16 protein-coding genes are annotated in these 17,786 nt (G+C 61.5%); 3 read left to right on the top strand and 13 right to left on the bottom strand.

What is annotated here, in order from left to right:
- Window positions 1–197 precede the first annotated feature (197 nt).
- Window positions 198–1,856, top strand: coding sequence for an MFS transporter (locus HX824_RS04585; protein ID WP_003207803.1), 1,659 nt, complete (start codon window positions 198–200; stop codon window positions 1,854–1,856).
- A complete protein-coding gene (locus HX824_RS04580) occupies window positions 1,853–2,998 on the top strand; it encodes an HlyD family secretion protein (RefSeq protein ID WP_003207807.1) in 1,146 nt (381 codons plus the stop codon). Before HX824_RS04585 ends, HX824_RS04580 begins: the two co-directional genes overlap by 4 nt.
- 123 nt (window positions 2,999–3,121) lie before the next feature.
- Here HX824_RS04580 and HX824_RS04575 read toward each other — a convergent pair whose 3' ends face one another.
- The 10 genes from HX824_RS04575 to HX824_RS04530 form a co-directional block, all read right to left on the bottom strand.
- The gene (locus HX824_RS04575; RefSeq protein ID WP_134327686.1) at window positions 3,122–3,982 is read right to left on the bottom strand and encodes an aldose 1-epimerase; all 861 of its coding nucleotides are present in this window, start codon (window positions 3,980–3,982) and stop codon (window positions 3,122–3,124) included.
- A 195-nt stretch (window positions 3,983–4,177) separates the two neighbouring features.
- Window positions 4,178–5,458, bottom strand: a complete 1,281-nt coding sequence (locus HX824_RS04570) for a TRAP transporter large permease (protein WP_003207810.1) — start codon at window positions 5,456–5,458, stop codon at window positions 4,178–4,180.
- Window positions 5,459–5,986: a TRAP transporter small permease gene (locus tag HX824_RS04565; protein WP_003207813.1), complete on the bottom strand. Its 528-nt coding sequence runs from the start codon at window positions 5,984–5,986 to the stop codon at window positions 5,459–5,461.
- Window positions 5,987–6,053: 67 nt separating this feature from the next.
- Window positions 6,054–7,025 carry a TRAP transporter substrate-binding protein gene (locus HX824_RS04560; protein ID WP_003207815.1) on the bottom strand — a complete coding sequence of 324 codons (972 nt, stop codon included), beginning with the start codon at window positions 7,023–7,025 and terminating at the stop codon, window positions 6,054–6,056.
- 51 nt (window positions 7,026–7,076) lie between these two features.
- On the bottom strand, window positions 7,077–7,952 hold the full coding sequence (locus tag HX824_RS04555) for an SMP-30/gluconolactonase/LRE family protein (RefSeq protein WP_003207816.1): 876 nt from the start codon (window positions 7,950–7,952) through the stop codon (window positions 7,077–7,079).
- Window positions 7,953–7,982: 30 nt separating this feature from the next.
- Window positions 7,983–8,804 carry an NAD(P)-dependent oxidoreductase gene (locus HX824_RS04550; RefSeq protein ID WP_003207819.1) on the bottom strand — a complete coding sequence of 274 codons (822 nt, stop codon included), beginning with the start codon at window positions 8,802–8,804 and terminating at the stop codon, window positions 7,983–7,985.
- Between the two features lie 286 nt (window positions 8,805–9,090).
- The gene (locus HX824_RS04545; protein WP_102369547.1) at window positions 9,091–10,359 is read right to left on the bottom strand and encodes an OprD family porin; all 1,269 of its coding nucleotides are present in this window, start codon (window positions 10,357–10,359) and stop codon (window positions 9,091–9,093) included.
- Window positions 10,360–10,507: 148 nt separating this feature from the next.
- Entirely contained in the window at window positions 10,508–11,365 is an 858-nt protein-coding gene (gene copD / locus HX824_RS04540; RefSeq protein WP_177028346.1) for a copper homeostasis membrane protein CopD, read from the bottom strand.
- A gap of 3 nt (window positions 11,366–11,368) precedes the next feature.
- Complete coding sequence (copC, locus tag HX824_RS04535; protein ID WP_003207825.1) at window positions 11,369–11,734, bottom strand: copper homeostasis periplasmic binding protein CopC; 366 nt, start codon at window positions 11,732–11,734, stop codon at window positions 11,369–11,371.
- Window positions 11,735–11,757: 23 nt separating this feature from the next.
- The gene (locus HX824_RS04530) at window positions 11,758–12,201 is read right to left on the bottom strand and encodes a GNAT family N-acetyltransferase (RefSeq protein ID WP_003207827.1); all 444 of its coding nucleotides are present in this window, start codon (window positions 12,199–12,201) and stop codon (window positions 11,758–11,760) included.
- Window positions 12,202–12,345: 144 nt separating this feature from the next.
- Between HX824_RS04530 and HX824_RS04525 the strand changes: the two genes are divergently transcribed.
- Window positions 12,346–12,966, top strand: a complete 621-nt coding sequence (locus HX824_RS04525) for a TetR/AcrR family transcriptional regulator (protein ID WP_003207828.1) — start codon at window positions 12,346–12,348, stop codon at window positions 12,964–12,966.
- A gap of 118 nt (window positions 12,967–13,084) precedes the next feature.
- Here the strand turns inward: HX824_RS04525 and preA are convergent, their stop codons facing one another.
- The 3 genes from preA to hydA all read right to left on the bottom strand — a co-directional run bounded on the left by preA (window position 13,085) and on the right by hydA (window position 17,329).
- The gene (gene preA / locus HX824_RS04520; RefSeq protein ID WP_003207829.1) at window positions 13,085–14,359 is read right to left on the bottom strand and encodes an NAD-dependent dihydropyrimidine dehydrogenase subunit PreA; all 1,275 of its coding nucleotides are present in this window, start codon (window positions 14,357–14,359) and stop codon (window positions 13,085–13,087) included.
- On the bottom strand, window positions 14,359–15,726 hold the full coding sequence (locus HX824_RS04515) for an NAD(P)-dependent oxidoreductase (RefSeq protein WP_003207831.1): 1,368 nt from the start codon (window positions 15,724–15,726) through the stop codon (window positions 14,359–14,361). The genes preA and HX824_RS04515 overlap by 1 nt, the downstream gene beginning before the upstream one ends.
- 163 nt (window positions 15,727–15,889) lie before the next feature.
- Window positions 15,890–17,329: a dihydropyrimidinase gene (hydA, locus tag HX824_RS04510; protein ID WP_177054187.1), complete on the bottom strand. Its 1,440-nt coding sequence runs from the start codon at window positions 17,327–17,329 to the stop codon at window positions 15,890–15,892.
- Between the last annotated feature and the right edge of the window lie 457 nt (window positions 17,330–17,786).

Here is a 17,786-nt window from a genome sequence, read left to right as displayed (position 1 = left end):
GCGTTTTGCTTACTTTTGCGCTGTTAAGAAGTGAGCCGCTGTAAGAGCGGAACCATAAGCAGCCGTTACCGCAGCAACGGATATGCACCCCAACCGCCCAAATCCCTCCCAAGATGGCAAGTTGAACTCCACTCAGGTTTACTACTCCCTGAGTAACCGTTCCACCGGCCCCAAACGCCGGTCATCAAGGCCACCGAATGGACAAATACACCCCCCACACCTGGCAGCCCCACGAGCGCCCGAGCCTGCCGGGCTCGCCGTCGACGCCGCTGCATTCCACCCGCAAGCGCTGGGCCTACGCCCTCGTCGGCGTACTCGTGGCAATCACCGGTGGCCTCGGCAACTCGCTGGTGATCGCCAACCTTGTGTACCTCCAGGGCGCCCTGGGCGCGACGACGGCCGAGATGGCCTGGCTCCCCGCCGCCTACGTCATGACCAACGTCTCCATGAACCTGCTGCTGGTAAAATTCCGCCAGCAATTCGGCCTGCGTGCGTTCACCGAAGTGTTCCTGGTGCTCTACGCCCTGGTCACCTTCGGCCACCTGTTCGTCAACGACCTCAGCTCGGCCATCGCCGTACGCGCGGCCCACGGCATGGTCGGCGCCGCCCTCAGTTCCCTGGGCCTTTACTACATGATCCAGGCCTTTCCCGCAAAGTGGCGGATGAAAGCCCTGGTGCTCGGCCTGGGCACCGCGCAATTGGCGTTGCCCCTGGCCCGACTGTTCTCCGAAGACCTGCTGCAAATCGCCGAATGGCGCGGCCTGTACCTGTTCGAACTGGGCATGGCGCTGACCTGCCTGGGCTGTGTGTTCCTGCTCAAGCTGCCACCGGGCGACCGCTTCAAGACCTTCGAAAAACTCGACTTCCTGACCTTCGCCATCCTCGCCACCGGCGTCGCCTTGCTCTGCGCGGTGCTGTCCCTGGGCCGTATCGACTGGTGGCTGGAGGCCCCGTGGATTGGTATCGCCTCGGCCTGTTCACTGGTGCTGATCATGGCCGGCCTGGCCATCGAGCATAACCGCTCCAACCCGTTGCTGATGACCCGCTGGCTGGGCAGCGGGGCGATGATTCGCCTGGCGCTGGCGGTGGTGCTGATCCGCATGGTGCTCTCGGAGCAGTCCACCGGTGCCGTGGGCTTCATGCAGATGCTGAACATGAGCAACGAGCAGATGCGCACGCTGTATTGGGTGATGCTGGCGGGGGCGATTGCCGGCCTGGCCGTGAGCGCGCTGACCATCAACCCCGCGCATTTGCTGATGCCGCTGATCATCTCCCTGGCCTTCATGGCAGTGGGCTCGGTGATGGACAGTTTCTCCAGCAACCTCACGCGTCCGCAAAACATGTACATCAGCCAGTTCCTGCTAGGCTTTGGCGGCACGTTCTTCCTCGGGCCGACCATGGTCCTGGGCACGAAGAACGTACTGACCAACCCCAGGAACCTGGTGAGTTTCTCGGTGCTGTTCGGGATCTGCCAGAACCTCGGCGGCCTGATCGGTGCGGCATTGCTCGGTACGTTCCAGATCGTGCGGGAGAAATTCCATTCCAGCATGATCGTCGAACACCTGACCCTGCTCGACCCGCGTGTGGCCGCACGGGTGGCCAGCGGCGGCTCGGCCTATGGCGGGGTGATCGCCGACCCCGAGCTGCGCAACCTCATGGGCATTCGCAGCCTGGCCACGGCCGCCACCCGCGAGGCGAATGTGATGGCCTACAACGATGTGTTCATGCTGATCGCGATCATCGCCATACTCACCATGATCTGGATCTTTATCCGCAGCCTCTGGCTGATGAGTACCACTAAAGCTGCCGCCAGTGCAGCGCCTCCCGTTCAACCCAGCGGCGCACTTTCTTCATGACCGAACCGACGACGACCACCACCAACGCCATCGCTTCCACGCCGGAAGGCACCGCGCCGCCGAGCATGCCGGCCACCGAACCGCGCTCCTTGCGGGTGCGCATCATCTCTTCCATGGGCTTTGCCGCGATTGCGATTATCGGCGTGCTGATCGTGCTCTACGCCTGGCAGTTGCCGCCCTTCAGCAGCGCCGTGGAAACCACCGAAAACGCCCTGGTGCGCGGCCAGGTGACGATCATCGGGCCGCAGCTCAGCGGCTACGTGTATGAAGTGCCGGTGACGGACTTCCAGTACGTCAAGGCCGGGGATTTGCTGGTGCGCCTCGATGACCGTATCTACAAGCAGCGCCTTGATCAGGCCCAGGCGCAACTGGCGGTGCAGCAGGCGTCCCTGGCCAATGTGGTGCAGCAACGCAACAGCGCCGAGGCGACCATCAAGCTGCGTCAGGCGGCCTTGATGGACAGCCAGGCCCAGGCCCGCAAAAGCACCGCGGATTTGCGCCGCAATGAGGAGTTGATCAGCGATGGGTCGGTGTCCAAACGCGAGCTGGACGTGACCCGCGCCGCCAATGCGCAAACCATCGCGGCCGTGGCCCAGGCCCAGGCCAACCTGGAAATCGCCCGGCAGGATTTGCAGACAGTGATCGTCAATCGCGGTTCGCTGGAGGCGGCGGTGGCCAGTGCCGATGCGGCAGTGGAGCTGGCGCGTATCGACCTGTCGAACACCCGGATCATCGCCCCGCGTGACGGGCAACTGGGCCAGATTGGCGTGCGCCTCGGGGCCTACGTCAACAGCGGCGCGCAGTTGATGGCGCTGGTGCCGAACCAGCTGTGGGTGATCGCCAACATGAAAGAAACCCAGATGGACAACGTGCAGGTTGGCCAGCCGGTGACCTTTACCGTGGATGCCCTGGACCACCGCAAGTTTCACGGCACGGTGCAGCGCATTTCCCCGGCGACCGGGTCGGAGTTCAGCCTGTTGCAGGCGGACAATGCTACCGGCAACTTCGTCAAGATCGCCCAGCGGGTGCCGGTGCGGATTACCGTGGATCCGGGGCAGGAGCAGAGTGAACGGCTGCGACCGGGGTTATCGGTGGTGGTGAGTATCGACACGGCGGGGCGCCTGAAAAACACCCCTCCCTAAGACACAATGGAGATCAAAAATGTGGGAGCGGGCTTGCTCGCGAATGCGGAGTGTCAGTCGCAGATGTGTTGACTGATCCACCGCATTCGCGAGCAAGCCCGCTCCCACATGGGTTTTGTGTTGTTAGAGGGTTTTGTATTGCAGGCTGAAACTGAGTTCTGCCGACTGGCCTTGTTCCAACAGCTTCAATCCCGGCCTACCCGGCAGGTGATGGGCATTCACCGGATGACTCACCGGCTCGAAGCAGAAAAAATCCAGCCCCGGCGGGCAATACAGCAGGTAATAGTCGCTGCCGGTGGCCTGGCATTCCAGGGTGTAACCCAGGTCTGGCTGCTGGATGACGCAGCGCCCGTCCCACTGGCAAAAACCGTTGTCCACCAGTGTCTCGGGCAACGATTCTGGGTGTTGAAAATCCCACTCGGCGGGTACGGCAGCCAGGCCTGTCGGCAATTTCGCCGCATCACTCATCCATACCTGCGAAGCCTTTGCCTGCAATTGCGTGCCCGGCCTGCGGGGCAGATACGGATGCAATCCCAGCCCGTGCCACGTCGCCGTTTCCGCCAGGTGCGTGACGCGCAAGGTGATGCTCAACTTGCCGCCCTTCAACTGAACCCGCTGCTCGGCGCGATACGCAAAGGGTGTGCTGCTGTCCAGTTGCAACACCACTTCGTCTGACGTCTGGCTGACCACCTGCCACACCTGTTGCCAGGCACTGCCATGAATTGGCAGCGGGTCCAGCGGGCTGTTGGGCTCAAGTCCCAACCACCCTGATGGGTTATCAAAGCCACCTTCGGCAACCCGGTTCGACCAGGGCGCCAGCGGGAAGCACGCAAGCTTCCCCGGCAGGCCGCTGGCCAGCGACTGTTGATCGGTGTGGCGTAGCAACGGCTGGCCGCTGCTGCGTACTGTCCAGTTGACGATACTCCCGCCCAACGCTGGCGCCAGCGTCAGGTGGGTCAGGTTGTCTTCGAGTTCAAGCATCATGAGTGTCAGCAGACCTATTGAATGATGAATGCTTGTGTGGCGAGGGAGCTTGCTCCCGATGGGCTGCGGAGCGGCCCCAAAAAAAGCGGGAGCGCTTCGCACTCCAGCGGGAGCAAGCTCCCTCGCCACAGAAAGCTCCCTTGCCACAGCAGCTCCCTCTCCACAATAGCTCCCTCGCTACACGCAGTGTGGGGCTTATAACACCAACCCCGGCAACCACAACGACAACGCCGGAATGTAGGTCACGGCCATCAGCACCAAAAACAGCACGCCATAAAACGGCAGCAACGCCTTCACGGTCTTCTCGATGCTGACTTTGCCCACCGCCGCCCCCACAAACAACACCGCACCCACCGGCGGGGTGATCAGGCCGATCCCCAGGTTCACCAGCATGATCATGCCGAAGTGCACCGGGTCGACGCCAATCCCCAGGATCACCGGCAGCAAAATCGGCGTGAGGATCAAAATCAGCGGCGCCATGTCCATCACCGTACCCAGCAACAGCAGCATGGCGTTGATGCACATCAGGATCACGTAGCGGTTGTCCGACAGGGTCAGGAACATCGTGGTGATCTTCGCCGGGATCTGCATCAGGGTCATGATGTAGCCGAAGCTGGCGGCGAACGCGATCAGGATCATCACGATGGAGATCGTGCGCACCGTGCGGTGCATCAGCTTGGGCAGCTCGCTCCATTTGTAGTCGCGGTAGATGAACATGGTCACGAAGAACGCCCACAACACCGCAATCGCCGCCGACTCGGTGGCGGTGAAGATGCCCGACAGAATCCCGCCAAGAATGATCACCATGGCCATCAGGCCCCACAATGCGTCGGCGCAGATTTTCAGTGCCTGTTTCAGGGGGATCACTTCGCCTTTGGGGTAGTTGCGCTTTTTCGCGAAGATCAGGCACAGCACCATCAGGCAGGCGCTCATCAGCAGGCCCGGGACCACGCCGGCCATGAACAGCGAGGCGATGGACACGGTGCCGCCCGCCGCCAGGGAGTAGAGCACCGAGTTGTGGCTGGGAGGCGTCAGCAAGGCTTGTACCGAGCCGCTCACGGTGACGGCGGTGGCGAATTCACGGGGATAGCCCTGGCGTTCCATTTCCGGAATCAGCACCGAACCGACAGACGCCGTATCGGCCACCGACGAGCCGGAGATCGCGCCAAAAAACGTCGAGGCCATGATGTTCACCAGGGACAGGCCGCCGCGCACAAAGCCCACCAGCACCCCGGCAAACGCCACCAGGCGCCGGGACATGCCGCCCTCGGCCATGATCGCCCCGGCCAGCACGAAGAACGGAATCGCCATCAGCGAAAACTTGTTCACCCCGCCGGCCACCTGAATCATCAGGGCCTGGAACGGAATGTCGATCCACCACGCGCCGATCAGCGCAGAAAGCCCCAGGGCGTAGGCCACCGGCATGCCAATCAGGATCAGGGCGATAAAGCTGCCCAACAGAATCAATGCGTCCATTCAGGCAGCCCCTTCACTTTCTTCAACCAGGTCGAAGCGCACGACCCGACGGTTGCTCTGGTCACCCAGCAGGAGTTTTTCCAGCACAAAAACCAGGGTCAGCAAGCCACCGATCGGGATCGGCATATAGGTGATGCCCACCCGCAAGGTCGGCATGGCGCTCATGAACTGGTTCCAGGTCGACAGGCACAATTTGCTGCCCCAGATCGTCATGAACAGGCAGATGGTTGCCATCAGTAATTGTGAGACGATGCCGACGATTCGGCGTTGGCCGGGCGGCAGGCGGTCGGTGACCATGGCCACCGACATGTGCGCCCCGGCGCGGTAACTGGCGGCGGCGCCGACAAAGGTGAACACCAGCATCAGCAGGATGGCGGTGGGTTCCGGCCAACTGGAGCCGGTGCCGAGTACGTAGCGGGCGAAGATGCCCCAGGGAATGATCAGCGCGACGCCGAGAACGGCGAGGCCGGCGATCCAGATGCAGCTCATGTAAATGCGGTCGTTGATGCGCAGCAGTAAATTCTTCATGGCGTTCACCGTAACCGGGCGCGTCGGTACCGACCGCGCCGGGCCTTATCTATGAGAGGAAAAAGGGTTACTCGACGGCTTCGATGCGCTTGATCAGGTCGGCGTAGGGCGCGCCGTACTTGTCGCGAATCGAAGCGGTGGCCTCATAGAACGGTTTTTTGTCGATGTCGATGAACTCGACGCCAGCAGCCTTGAGCTTGGCTTCACTGCTGGCAGACTTGGCGTCCCACAGCTCGCGCTCCTGGATCTGCGCGGCTTTGGCGGTGTTCTTCACCAGCACCTGTTGCTCGGGGGTGAGCTTGTTCCAGGTGATTTTCGACATCACGATGGGCTCGGGCAGAATCAGGTGGCCGGTCAGGCTGTAGAACTTGGCGTTCTGGTAGTGGTTGTGTTCCAGCAGGGTGGGCGGGTTGTTTTCCGCGCCGTCAATCACGCCGGTCTGCAGGGCGCTGAAGATCTCGCCGGTGTCCATGGCAATGCCGTTGCCGCCCATGGCGTTGATGGTTTCGATGAAGATCGGGTTGCCCTGCACGCGGATCTTCATGCCCTTGAGGTCTTCGATCTTGCGCACCGGTTTCTTGGTGTAGAGGTTGCGCGTGCCGCCGTCCATCCAGGCGAGCGCCACCAGGTTGAATTCGGAGTCGGTGATCTTGGCGAGGATTTCATCGCCGATCTCGCCGTCGATGACCTTGCGCATATGCACCTGGTCGCGGAACACGAACGGCATGTTGAACACGTTCACGTCCGGCACCACCGGGCCGACGATGCCGAGGCTGACCCGGGCCATCTGGATCGCGCCGACCTGGGCCTGTTCCACCACTTCCTTTTCCGAGCCCAGCACGCCGCCGGGGAACATCTTGAAGGTCAGGCCGCCGTTGCTTTCGGCCACCAGGGTTTTACCCAGCTGTTCTTCGGCGACGACGGTGGGGTAGCCGGCGGGGTGGATGTCGGCGAATTTGATTTCCAGCGCGTGGGCGGCACCGGCGAAGACGAAGGTGAAGGGGAGTGCGGCGAGGAGCAAAGTGCGTTTGAAGTCCATGGGGTGTCTCTCCAGTCTTGTTATTGTTTTATTCAAGGCACAGCGATGCAGCTAGAGGATGAAGGTGGGCTCCGGCAATCCGGTGACCCCGGGGTTGAGGGCAAACACGCCGCCGGCCAGCGACTGGGCACTGTGGTCGTCGCGGATCGAGGTGACGAACAGGGTGTCCAGGCGGCTGCCACCGAAGGCGCACATGGTGGGTTTTTTCACCGGCACGGCCAGTGAGCGGTCGAGACGGCCGTCGGGGGTAAAGCGGTGGACCAGCCCGGCATCGTTGGCGCAGATCCAGTAGCAACCTTCGGCATCCACGGCGGCTCCGTCGGGGCGGCCGAGGAACTGGTGCATATCCACAAACAGCCGCCGATTGGACGGCGTGCCGCTGTCGATGTCGTAGTCGAAGGCCCAGACCTGCTGGACCAACGGGTGCGAATCCGAGAGGTACATCGTGCGCCCGTCCGGGCTGAAGGCCAGGCCGTTGGGGGTGATGAAACCGTTGAGTGCGGTGTGAACCGCCCGGCCTGTTTCGTAGCGGTACAGTGCACCGTCGGCCGCATTCTCGGCCATGTTCAGCACCATGCTGCCGGCCCAGAACCGGCCCTGGCGATCACAGCGGCCATCGTTCAGGCGCATGTCCGGGCGGGCGTGCTCGACGCTGGCCAGGGGCGCAGTGTCGAGCCTGCCATCGTTGTGGGGCGTCAGCCGGAAAAACCCGGTTTGCATGCCCGCAACCCAATCGCCCGCCGAGGTGCGGGCGATGCAGGCGAGCATCTGCGGAGCTTTCCAGGCCTGCGCCTGGCCGCTGGTGGCGTTCCAGCGTTGCAGTTCGCCTGTGGGAATATCCACCCAGTACAGGGCGTTTTCCCCGGGTACCCACACCGGGCATTCACCCACGGCGTTGCGGGCGTCGACAATCAGTTCTGCTTGCATGGCCACTCATTCCCTTGGGTTGGTCTGTGGTCAGTCACCGAACGGGCCGGCGGCGCAAAACGCGCCACCCTGGTACACCCGCGCCGGGTCGTCGGCAGCGGGCATCGGCTGGGCTTCCACCTGTTTGCGGAATACTTCGGAAGAGTCCCGCGGGGTGAAGCCCAGGTGCGCGGCGAAGCGGTTGTCCCACCACACATCGAGGTTATCCGACATGCCGTAGACCACGGTATGCCCGACATTCGGTGTGTACAGCGAGCGTTCGAGCAGTTGGGTGAGGTCGTCGAAGCTCAGCCAGGTGTGCATCATCCGGCGGTTCTGGGGTTCCGGGAACGAGGAGCCGATGCGGATGCTCACGGTCTCGATGCCGTAGCGATCGAAGTAGAAACTGGCCATGTCCTCGCCGTAGGATTTGGACAGCCCGTAGTAACTGTCGGGGCGGCGCGGGGAGTGGGCGTCGAGGGCTTCGTCCTGCTTGTAGAAGCCGATCACGTGGTTGGAGCTGGCGAAGATGACGCGCTTGACCCCATGGCGACGCGCCGCTTCATAGATGTGGAAGATCCCGCAGATGTTCGCGCCCAGCACTTCCTCGAACGAGCGTTCCACCGATACGCCGCCGAAATGCAGGATCGCATCGACGCCTTCCACCAGTTGGTGCACGGCTTGTTTGTCGGAAAGATCGCAAGGCAATACTTCTTCGCTGTCGTCAGCGGCCGGGGCCATGTCGGCGATATCCGACAGGCGCAGTACCTTGGCGTAAGGACGCAGGCGTTCGCGCAAGACTTTGCCCAGGCCACCGGCGGCACCGGTGAGCAGCAAGCGGTTGAACGGGGTAGGGGCGGTTGTGGTGGTCATGGTGATCCCGTTATTGTTGTAGGTTGTCGTATGACTGATCCGAAGTATCCATAGGGTTTCCTACACTTGTCAACGCACTATTGGTCGAAGTTGATAGAGGCTCATCGCTGTCCTGTGGCGAGGGAGCTTGCTCCCGCTGGAGTGCGAAGCGCTCCCAAGATTTTGGGGCCGCTGCGCAGCCCAGCGGGAGCAAGCTCCCTCGCCACAGCAATCTACCTCCCCACAGCAATCTCTCCCCACAGCAAGCTCCCCCGCCACAAAAGCCTTTCCGGTTGTTTGTAAACCGCTATAACAACGACAGCGGGTAACTGATGAATATCCGGTTTTCATCAAACTCGTTGGTACTGAAATCCCGGCGCATCGTTGCGTTGCGCCAGCGCACATTCAGGTCCCGCAGTGGACCGCTTTGTACCGTGTAGGCCAGTTCCGACTCACGGCCCCACTCCTTGCCATTGGTGATCGCCCCGGTGTGCACGTTATCGCCACTGATGTAGCGGTTCATCATGGTCAACCCGGGAATGCCCAGTACCACGAAGTTGAAGTCGTGCCGCACCTGCCAGGATTTTTCCTTGGCGTTGTCGTAGCTGGCGTTGTAGCTGTCGTTGGCCAGGGTGCCGCCGCTGGTGCCGTTGACCCGCATCCAGGCGCTGTCGCCGGTGAGTTTCTGCAGGCCGATATAGAAGCTGTTGCCTTTGTATTTGGCCGAGAGCAGGGCGAACGCGGTTTTGTTGTCGAGGTCGCCGGCCAGGGCCTTGCCGTCTTCCTTGCCGGTGAAGAACCCGAGGTTGGCGCCCAGGGTCCAGTCGCCCACGGGCTGGCTGTGGGTCAGGTTGAAATACTGTTGCTGGTAGATGTCACTGAGTTCGGCGTACCACACGCCAACCTGGGTGCGCTTGTCGTTGAAGGTGTATTCGCCGCCGCCGAAGTTGAAGCGGTCCGAGGTGAATGCGGCTTTGCCGTTGAGGAACATGTCATCCATGCTCGCGTCGTTGCGCGGGCTGTTGCCGCGGAACTGGCCGCCATACAAAGTCAGGCCGGCGATTTCCCTGGACGTTACCTGGCCGCCGCGGAACGTTTGCGGCAGTGAGCGGCCGTCATCCGAGCGCAGGATCGGCAGTACCGGCATCCATTCGCCGACTTTCAATTCGGTGTTCGACAGCTTGGTTTTCAGCGCCACGCCCAGGCGCCCGAAGTTATCGGCAGGGCGGCCATCGCTGCGGGTCGGCAGCAGTTGGGTGCCGGCGGTACCTTTGCCGCCGTCGAGTTTCTGCGAGTACAGGCCCAGCACGTCCAGGCCGAAACCGACGGTGCCTTGGGTGAAGCCGGACCTGGCATCGAGAATGAAGTTTTGCGTCCACTCCTCGGCCTTGCCCTGGGGGTAGGCGGGGTTGGTGAAGTTGCGGTTGAAGTAGGCGTTGCGCAGGTTGAGCGTGGCGGTGGCGTCATCGATGAAGCCTTCTGCCGAGGCGGTGGCGGGGAGGGTAAAGGCCAGGCTGCTCAAACCGATGGCGGCAAAACGGGTGGTGCCGGAGAAATGGCGGACGTGTTGGCTCACAGTGACGCTCCCTTGTCTTCTTGTTGTTTTTATTTTTTGTTATACGTTGTCGTACAACATTGGGAGCGATATTTGCGAGGTTTCAGGGGGTTGTCAATCGAAAGTTATACGATGACTCCCTGCGTGAAGGGAGTCAGTGGGGGAGGAGTTATCCCGCTGCAACCATGGGCGGCAAGGTGCCAAGCAGCGAAACGGTGGCTACCGCTGAAACACCTAGTAACCATTCAATCATCACGCTGGCCTTCAAGGCAGGCAGCCGCTGTTCACAGTTGTGAATCCGCAGGCGGTTCAGCAGCGCCAGGGCGAGCATGCCGAACACCAGCAGCACCTTGATCAACAGGATCAGGGCGAACCCTGTGAACAAGGGCGTCGGCCAGAACTGCCCGGTGAGCACCCGCACGTTGATCAATCCGGTCACCAGCAGTCCTGTCACCAGGCCATAACCGATGCCACTGAAGCGCTTGAGGATCGGTTCCAACGGATAGCGGGGCGATTGCCTGAGGATCAACACCAGCAGGAGCAGGCCGCCCAGCCAGGCACCGACACACACCAGGTGCACCACCTGATTGAGGATCAGCAACTGTCCGGCCATGCCATTGAGCATGGCGCCATGGCCCACCGGTGCCAGTGTCGCCAGCAGCAATGCACAGAGCGGCAGGCGCAACGCTTTCCACGGCGTCATCAGGCCCAGAACCAGCAGCACGTTCAGTAGCAAGTGCCAGGTCCAGACCTGGCCGAAGAAGGTTTTGCCCAGCACCAACTGCACGGTCGACCATTCCAGCGCGCCCAGCCCGACACCGGCCATGCTCGCGCTGATCAACAGCAGCCACGCCACCCCCGACACCAATGCCAGCCACGCCAACCCTTGGGTGATGCGCGACAGTTGGCGGTCCAGCACCGGTTGCGGTCCCGCGCCCAGCAGCCAGGGCCTGAACACACAGGCCCCGAACATCAACAGCACGACGATGAAATGCAGGAAACGGCACAGCACCAGCAGGGTGGCCATGGATTATTGGCCGACCTTGAAGCTGTATTCACCGTTGCTCTTGTGGGTATCCACCGAGACCGCGTTCCACACCACTTTGTAGGTGCCGGCGGCCAAGGGTGCGGCCGGTGTCACCACCAATACTTTCTTGTCGGCGTCCGGGGTTTCCAGGCCCTTGATCGCGACTTCGGTGCCGTCCTTGCTCAGGGATACCTTGGTGAAGGTCGCTTCAACGCCTTCGCTGAACGTCAGGCGCAGGTCCTTGGGCGCGGCGACGCTGCTGTCGGCGGCAGGCTCCGAGCTTTTCAGGTGGGCGTGGGCAAACGCGGCCGAGGCGCCCAGCAGGGAAGCGAGCAGGGCAACGGTGGTGAGGGTCTTCTTGATCAACATTGTTCAATACCTTCAGGTGAGAGTCAGTCGTTCGGTAGTGCCATGTGCAACAAGGGGAAGGGCTTGCCTTCGCCATCGACGGGCGAGCGGCCGGTCTGGATAAAACCATAGTGCAGGTAGAAACCCACGGCCTGTGGATTCTGCTCGTTCACGTCGACCCGCAGGGTGTCGTGGCGGGCGCGGACGAAGTCCAGCAACTGGCGACCGATGCCCTGGCCGCGTCGGTTCGGGTCGATAAACAGCATCTCGACATTATTGCCGCCGGTGCCGACGAAGCCGCCAATGCCTTGGGTATCTTCGTACACCCACACTTCAAGTGCGGGCATCGGCAGGTAGCAGTCGCGTACCAGGGGCAGCAGGCGCTGGATGTCGTCTTCGCTGAGAAAGTCATGGGTGGCGCGCACCGAGCGTTCCCACAGTGCACCCAGCACCGGGTCGTCGCACGCGCTTCGCTGTCGAATAGTCATGGGGGATGATCCTTCGAGGGGATGGCGATGCTAACCAATCCGCTATCGGCGGGGAAGGTTCTTGTACGAAGTTTCACAGTGGCGTGTCGCCGCGATCTAGAGCGGATGGTAGTCTTGAAGCCATGTTGTTGTCAGGGAGCCCTTATGGGCAATCACAAGATCGGTATTCGTCGGGTCAACGTCGAAAAGATTCTGCTGGCGGCTGAAAAGGTCTTTGCCGAGAAGGGCTATGGCAGCACCGCCATGGCCGACATCGCTGAAGAAGTGCAACTGCCGCGCTCCAACCTGCATTACTACTTCAGTACCAAGAGCGAGCTGTACAGCGCGGTGTTGTTCGACCTGCTGGAGGTGTGGAAGCAGGACGCCTTGTGCTTCGAGATGTTCGACGACCCGCGGGTGGTGCTCAGTAGCTACATCCGCGCCAAGATGCAACATTCCCGCAGCCGGCCTTATGGTTCGAAAGTCTGGGCGAATGAAATCATCCACGGCGCGCCAACCCTGGGGGAGGCGCTGGATGTGAGCCTGTATGACTGGGCCAAGATGAAGGAAGCGAAGATTCGCCAGTGGGTGGAGGACAAGCGGATTTTGCCGGTGGAGCCGTCGAGCCTGCTGTATATGATCTGGGCGTCGACCCAGCACTATGCCGACTTTGATCATCAGGTGAAGATCCTGAATGACCATCAGCCGTTGTCGGACATGCAGTTTGAGCGGGCGGTGCAGACGGTGACGAGTGTGATCCTGCGGGGGATCGGGTTGGAGCCCTAGATCGTTCCCACGCTCCGCGTGGGAATGCCGCCTGGACGCTCTGCGTCCGTTCTTAAGGTCGTGACGCGGAGCGTCAACGGATGCATTCCCACGCGGAGCGTGGGAACGATCATTCAGGCTATACCGCCTCGCGGTAGGGGTTCCTCGGGTCCTGCGTCCAGTTCAAAAACGGCTTTCCGGTATCCACCGGCACCATCTCGATACAGTCCGCCACCGGGCAGGTGATCTGGCACAGGTTGCACCCCACGCACTCATCATCGATCACCTCGTATTTATGTGTCCCATCCGCCTGCTTCAAGCTGGCAATCGCCTGGTGCGACGTGTCTTCACAGGCAATATGGCAACGCCCACAGCCAATACACGCCGCCTGGTCAATTTTGGCGATCACCTGGTAATTGATATCCAGGTACTTCCAATCCGTCGTATTGCCCACCGCCCGCCCGGAAAATTCCTGCAGGCTGCTGTAACCCTGGCTGTCCATCCACCGCGACAGCCCGTCCTTCATTTCTTCGACAATCCGAAACCCATGCAGCATCGCCGCCGTGCACACCTGCACCGCGCCGCAGCCCAGCGCGACGAATTCCGCTGCATCGCGCCAGTTGCCAATCCCGCCAATCCCGCAGATCGGCAAGCCTTGTGTCTGTGGGTCCCGGGCAATCTCCGCCACCATGTTCAGTGCGATGGGTTTCACCGCCGAGCCGCAGTAACCCCCGTGGGTGCTTTGGGTGCCGACCATCGGCAGGGCGACCATGCGCTCCAGGTCGACACTGGTGATGGAGTTGATGGTGTTGATCAGCGACACCGCATCCGCGCCCCCGCGATACGCTGCCCGCGCCGCCACGCGTATGTCGGTGATGTTCGGCGTGAGCTTGACGATCACCGGCAGCGAGCAATAGGTCTTGCACCAGCGCGTCACCTGTTCCACATACTCCGGCACCTGGCCCACCGCCGCGCCCATGCCGCGTTCCGGCATGCCGTGGGGGCAGCCGAAGTTCAGCTCGATGCCGTCGCAGCCTGTGGCTTCCACCAGCGGCAGGATGTGTTTCCAGGATTCTTCAACACACGGCACCATCAGCGACACGATCAGCGCGCGGTCCGGCCAGTCCTTTTTCACCTGGGTGATTTCCCGCAGGTTGATCTCCAGGGAGCGGTCGGTAATCAGCTCGATGTTATTGATGCCGAGCACTTCACGGTTGGCACCAAAGTGCGCCGAGTAGCGCGATGAGACGTTGACCGCTGCCGGGTCTTCGCCGAGGGTTTTCCAGACCACGCCGCCCCAGCCTGCTTCAAAGGCGCGGACCACGTTGTAGGCCTTGTCGGTAGGCGGTGCAGAGGCCAGCCAGAACGGATTGGGGGCTTTGATACCGGCGAATACAATCGAGAGATCGGCCATTACGCAGCCTCCACATTCAGCATGAGTTGGGCGTGCATGGCTTCAGCGGCCAGCTTGCCGTGTTGCACGGCCTGGACGGTGAGGTCCTGGCCGAGGCTGACGCAATCGCCGCCGGCGTACACACCGGGGATGCTGGTGCGCAGCTGTTCGTTGACGAAGATCCGATCGCCCTGGCGTTGCAGTTGGTGGGCCAGCGGGTCGTGCAGCGCCTCGTCGTCGAAGCCTTGGCCGATGGCCTTGAAGATCGCGTCGGCGGCCAGTTCGAAGGTCTCGCCGGTGGCTTGCAGGCGGCCATCGACCATGCGGGTGCGGGCGAAACGCATGCCGCGCACATGGCCCTGGTCGTCGAGCAACACTTCTTCGGGCTGGGCCCAGGTCAGCAGGCGTACCTGGTTGGCCTTGGCGATGTCCTGCTCATGGCCGGTGGCGCCCATTTCAGCCAGGCCACGGCGATACACCAGGTTGACGTCACGAGCACCGAGGCGGGCCATTTGCACCGCCATGTCGATGGCCGTGTTGCCGGCGCCGAGCACGATGCAACGGTCGGCCAGGGGCAGTTGACTGAGGTCGTCGGCCTGGCGCAGTTCACGGATGTAGTCGGTGGCGGCGAGCAGGCCGGGGGCGTCTTCGTGTGGCAGGCCGAGCTGTTTGCTGGCAGCCAGGCCAAGGCCGAGGAACACTGCATCGAACTGCTGGTGCAGTTCGCTCAAGGTCAGGTTGTCGCCCAGGCGCTGGCCGTGGCGGATCTCGATGCCGCCAATTTGCAGGAGGAAATCCAGTTCCTTTTGCGCGAAGTCATCCACCAGCTTGTACTTGGCGATCCCGTATTCATTCAGGCCACCGGCTTTTTCCCGGGCTTCGAAAATCACCACGTCATGGCCGTGCAGGGCGCTGCGATGGGCGCAGGACAAACCCGCAGGCCCGGCGCCGACCACCGCGATGCGCTTGCCGGTGGGCGCGGCGCGCTGGAACGGGTGTTCGCTGAAGTGCGCGTTGTCCACCGCGTAACGCTGCAACAGGCCGATCAGCACCGGGGCGCATTCCTCGGCATTGTTGCGCACGCAGGCTTGCTGGCAGAGGATTTCCGTCGGGCAGACCCGGGCGCAACTGCCGCCGAGGATATTCGCCGAGAGAATCTTCTGCGCGGCGCCCTGGACGTTCTCCGTGTGGATATTGCGGATGAACGACGGGATATCGATCTCGCTGGGGCACGCGTTGACGCACGGCGCGTCGTAGCAGTAGAGGCAGCGCGACGCTTCCAGTTGGGCTTGCCGGGCATTGAGCGGCGGCGCCAGGTCGGTGAAATGCGCGGCGAGGGCCGCCGCATCTTCATGGGGGTGGGGAAGATGGTTCAGGGTCTGGATCACGGTATTGGCCTCACGGTTTTTGAGGTGCTGCCTCTGGTGGGCAGTGGTTTTTTTGTTGCCGGTACCGGCCTCTTCGCGAGCAAGCCCGCTCCCACATTCGACTGCATTTATCCTGTTGGAATGGGGGCGAATGTGGGAGCGGGCTTGCTCGCGAATGGCGGCCTCAGCGTTTCACAGCAACCGGCCTGGAACGCTCCGCCCGCTTGCTCAACTGCTCAAACACCGGCGGATACGTCGGCCGTTCGATATACCGACCCGCACCCCGTTCGGCGCGCAAATCCCCATCCGCCCAGACCAGCTTGCCCTGGCTGATGGTATGGCTCGGCACGCCGCGCACGGTCTTGCCTTCGAAGATGTTGAAGTCGACTTTCTGGTGGTGAGTCTTCGCGGAAATGGTCCGTGTGCCTTGCGGGTCCCACAGCACCAGGTCAGCGTCGGCCGCTACGCGGATCGCACCTTTACGCGGGTACAGGTTGAAGATCTTCGCCGTGTTGGTAGACGTCAGCGCAACGAATTCCTGCATCGACAAGCGCCCAGTGTTCACGCCCTCATCCCACAACAGCGCCATGCGGTCTTCGATACCGGCAGTGCCATTGGGAATCTTGCTGAAGTCATCCCGCCCGGCGGCTTTTTGCTCGGCGCAGAAGCAGCAATGGTCGGTGGCGGTGGTGTGCAGGTTGCCCGATTGCAAGCCATGCCACAGTGCCTCCTGATGCCCGCGCGGGCGGAAGGGCGGGCTCATCACATAGCCGGCGGCGGTCTGCCAGTCGGAGTGTTGATACACGCTGTCGTCCAGCAGCAGATGCCCGGCCAATACTTCGCCGTACACCGGCTGGCCCTTGCTGCGGGCGTAGGTGATTTCATCCAGCGCTTCCTTGGTGGACACGTGCACCAGGTACAGCGGCGTGCCGATGGTTTCGGCAATCCTGATCGCCCGGCTGGCGGCTTCACCTTCCACCTGCGAAGGCCGCGACAACGGATGCGCTTCAGGCCCGGTAATGCCCTGGGCCATCAGCTTGCGTTGCAGGTGATACACCAGCTCGCCGTTTTCGGCATGCACCGTCGGTACCGCACCCAGTTCCAGGCAGCGTTCGAAGCTCGCCACCAAGGTGTCGTCGGCGGCCATGATCGCGTTCTTGTACGCCATGAAATGCTTGAAGCTGTTGATGCCGTGTTGGCTCACCAACTCGGCCATTTCCTCGCGGACCTGCTCGCTCCACCAGGTAATGGCGACGTGAAAGCCGTAGTCGGACGCCGACTTCTCGGCCCAGCCGCGCCACTGATGGAAGGCTTCCAGCAGGGATTGCTGCGGGTTGGGAATCACAAAGTCGATGATCGACGTGGTGCCGCCCGCCAACCCGGCGGCCGTGCCACTGAAAAAATCTTCACTGGCCACGGTGCCCATGAAGGGCAACTGCATATGGGTATGGGGGTCGATGCCGCCGGGCATCAGGTATTGACCGCTGCCGTCGAGTATCTCGGTGCCGGCGGGAATATCCAGATCAGTGCCAATGGCGCGGATTAGACCGTCTGCGCATAAAACATCGGCTCGGTAACTTTCATCATGGGTAATAACGGTAGCGCCACGGATCAACAGCGACATGTCGAGTTCCTCACAGGCTTGACCGGCTTGTGCCAGTTCTAAGTGTTGTCATGCATCGCGCCGCTGGAAAGTTAATTCCTGTCAGCGGTGACAGGAATAGAAACTAGCCCGAGTTTTTCGAATGAGCAAGAATATTTTTTATAAGCTTATGTCTGTAATAACTGATTGAATTTTAACGATAAAAAATCAAAATCACCAAAATGTAGCGGCCTCTCACCATTTTGACGCACTTGACAGGTTCCCAATATGAGCAACATTTCCTATTGCAAATCAGACGCTTGAGACATGCCTCTTGACGGGGCCGGTAAATAAAAATAATGGTGTTGCACCAGATTGAGTCCTGATGGTTCGGACAACTTCTGCGTTATTTGGCCTGAGTAACGCTGAAAGTAACGAGGGGCTCTTCGGTCGAGACAATAAAGCTGATAAACATCAGCAAGTTATATAAGCGGTGCGG

Origin of the sequence: Pseudomonas sp. D4002 (genome assembly GCF_013385665.1) — a bacterium.
In the GTDB taxonomy this organism is placed as follows: domain Bacteria; phylum Pseudomonadota; class Gammaproteobacteria; order Pseudomonadales; family Pseudomonadaceae; genus Aquipseudomonas.
Note: the sequence above shows the minus strand (reverse complement) of the source record. Positions and strands in the feature narration are given on the sequence as shown.

What these genes read in the sequence shown, in the direction of transcription:
- HX824_RS04585 (WP_003207803.1), top strand. Translation starts at nt 198, where the DNA reads ATGGACAAATACACCCCCCACACCTGGCAGCCCCACGAGCGCCCGAGC.
- HX824_RS04580 (WP_003207807.1), top strand. Translation starts at nt 1,853, where the DNA reads ATGACCGAACCGACGACGACCACCACCAACGCCATCGCTTCCACGCCG.
- HX824_RS04575 (WP_134327686.1), bottom strand. Translation starts at nt 3,982, where the DNA reads ATGATGCTTGAACTCGAAGACAACCTGACCCACCTGACGCTGGCGCCA.
- HX824_RS04570 (WP_003207810.1), bottom strand. Translation starts at nt 5,458, where the DNA reads ATGGACGCATTGATTCTGTTGGGCAGCTTTATCGCCCTGATCCTGATT.
- HX824_RS04565 (WP_003207813.1), bottom strand. Translation starts at nt 5,986, where the DNA reads ATGAAGAATTTACTGCTGCGCATCAACGACCGCATTTACATGAGCTGC.
- HX824_RS04560 (WP_003207815.1), bottom strand. Translation starts at nt 7,025, where the DNA reads ATGGACTTCAAACGCACTTTGCTCCTCGCCGCACTCCCCTTCACCTTC.
- HX824_RS04555 (WP_003207816.1), bottom strand. Translation starts at nt 7,952, where the DNA reads ATGCAAGCAGAACTGATTGTCGACGCCCGCAACGCCGTGGGTGAATGC.
- HX824_RS04550 (WP_003207819.1), bottom strand. Translation starts at nt 8,804, where the DNA reads ATGACCACCACAACCGCCCCTACCCCGTTCAACCGCTTGCTGCTCACC.
- copD (WP_177028346.1), bottom strand. Translation starts at nt 11,365, where the DNA reads ATGGCCACCCTGCTGGTGCTGTGCCGTTTCCTGCATTTCATCGTCGTG.
- copC (WP_003207825.1), bottom strand. Translation starts at nt 11,734, where the DNA reads ATGTTGATCAAGAAGACCCTCACCACCGTTGCCCTGCTCGCTTCCCTG.
- HX824_RS04530 (WP_003207827.1), bottom strand. Translation starts at nt 12,201, where the DNA reads ATGACTATTCGACAGCGAAGCGCGTGCGACGACCCGGTGCTGGGTGCA.
- HX824_RS04525 (WP_003207828.1), top strand. Translation starts at nt 12,346, where the DNA reads ATGGGCAATCACAAGATCGGTATTCGTCGGGTCAACGTCGAAAAGATT.
- preA (WP_003207829.1), bottom strand. Translation starts at nt 14,359, where the DNA reads ATGGCCGATCTCTCGATTGTATTCGCCGGTATCAAAGCCCCCAATCCG.
- hydA (WP_177054187.1), bottom strand. Translation starts at nt 17,329, where the DNA reads ATGTCGCTGTTGATCCGTGGCGCTACCGTTATTACCCATGATGAAAGT.